The organism is Rickettsia sp. TH2014, from assembly GCF_019249195.1.
GTDB classification, from domain to species: domain Bacteria; phylum Pseudomonadota; class Alphaproteobacteria; order Rickettsiales; family Rickettsiaceae; genus Rickettsia; species Rickettsia felis.
Genome location: NZ_MXAX01000171.1, coordinates 1 through 1,972 on the forward strand (window position 1 = coordinate 1; position 1,972 = coordinate 1,972).

A 1,972-nucleotide genomic window follows, 5' to 3' on the forward strand; every position below is an offset into this window, starting at 1 on the left:
ATAATTTTTATAATGTCTGTAAGATTAAATCTTGACTTCTACAGACATCTTAGTTGTAACTATGTCTACAAATCACACAGATGATAATGAGAGTCAGTAATATTATCTAGTAATACATCTAATTCAGATTTTTCTGTGCTTAAACTGTTATTAGTGAATGTTAAACTACACATAAGGATTTTTAGTTTTTACGTAAGTAAATCTAATAGGAATGCCTGGCATGTCAAAAGCCTCACGCATATTATTTACTAAATACCTGGTATAGCTATCGGTAATTTTTTCCGGATTATTGGAGAATAATTTGAAAGTAGGGGGGCGGGTTTTTGTTTGAGTCATATATTTTACACGCACTCTTTTACCGCCTTTTTGTAGAGGTAGTGGATGTGCTTCCGTAGTAAAATTAAGCCATTCATTTAATTTGCTAGTAGTTATTCTCTTATTCCAAATTTTATAGATTTTAAGACACGCATCTAAAACCTGCTCTATATTTTGTTTATTTATTGCTGAAATAAATAGAACGGGTGCGCCTTTAACCTGAGGCAGATGAGTATTTATCTGATAATAAAATTCTTCCTGAAATGCTTCTTTTTTGGATTCTTTAACTAAATCCCATTTGTTCACTACTATAACTATACTTCTCCCCTCATTTACCACATGGCTTGCAATATTTAAATCTTGCTGTTTTAAAGGGGCTAAAGCATCAATCATTAAGATTACGGTATTAGCAAATTTAATAGAGTTAATAGCATCTGAAGCCGATAATTTTTCTAAAGACTCTGTAATAGTAGATTTTTTGCGGAGTCCTGCCGTATCGATTAATTTAATGTGATTATTTTTATATTGCCAATCAATTTCAATTGATTCACGAGTAATACCAGCTTCAGGACCGGTTAATAATCTTTCATCATTAATAAGAGCGTTTATAAAAGTAGATTTTCCGGCGTTAGGTCTGCCACTAACTACTATCTGCAAACAATCTCCTTTAATTGGATCGGCTATATTTATCTCGATTGATTCTTCTTCAGGTAACTTGGCAATAATTTCGTCATATAAATCAATTAAGCCTGTGCCATGCTCGGCAGAGATAGCCACCATACTATCAAACCCTAATTTGTAGTATTCTTTATCAAAATCAAAAGCTTTCTCGCATTTATTAACTATCAATATAGCAGGCTTATTATATTTTCTAACAAAGCTACCAAGTAGCTTATCACCGGGCAATATTCCGCTTCTACCATCAACCATAAAACAAATTAAATCTGCCTCTAAAATTGCTTTAGTAGTCTGTTCCATTAACCTTTCTCCCATACTATCAGGATTCTCTTCAAGTCCTGGGGTATCAATTAATAAAAATTCAAAAGAGCCGATTTTGCCTTCTGTATATTTTCTATCCCTAGTGACGCCCGGCAAATCGTGAACGATAGCTTTTTTATGTATGCTTAATCTATTGAAAAGGGTTGATTTGCCTACATTCGGACGACCAACTAAAGTAATGATTTTCTTAGTCATTATTAATATATTATTATGGTTAAGAGAACTAATAATGCTCCGATAAAACCTACTATATTTGCTATTATAATAGGTGTATTTTTTATTAATATGCCGTATATAAGCCAACTACAAAGAGCAATAGCACTTATAGTAAAGGCGGGCATAGAAACAGAAGCCGAAGATTTGCAGGTGCAAATCTTATGAGCCTGTACATAAAACATAAAATTGCCGATTGTACCGACAATCGTCATATATCTTTCGTAAAATTTCATGAATTTTGGAGACATATGTTTATTTCTTATTTTTGCGTCATTGCGAGGAGTGAAGCGACGAAGCAATCTCAGGAGTTTGTTATTATCTCATGAGATTGCCACGCAGCCTATGGCTCCTCGCAAGACCTTGTTGCGTAGATATAAAAAAAAGTAGCTGCGAACTAAGAAAAGTAGTAAATCGACAAAAAACTTAACCACAAGTGTGTATG

The 1,972-nt window shown here is 33.4% G+C and carries 2 protein-coding genes; both read right to left on the minus strand.

Annotated elements, in window-relative coordinates:
- Positions 1 to 165: 165 nt before the first annotated feature.
- On the minus strand, positions 166 to 1,509 hold the full coding sequence (der, locus tag KYQ89_RS03285) for a ribosome biogenesis GTPase Der (RefSeq protein WP_218460389.1): 1,344 nt from the start codon (positions 1,507 to 1,509) through the stop codon (positions 166 to 168).
- A gap of 2 nt (positions 1,510 to 1,511) precedes the next feature.
- Positions 1,512 to 1,778, minus strand: coding sequence for a SemiSWEET family sugar transporter (locus KYQ89_RS03290; protein ID WP_218460390.1), 267 nt, complete (start codon positions 1,776 to 1,778; stop codon positions 1,512 to 1,514).
- Positions 1,779 to 1,972 lie beyond the last annotated feature (194 nt).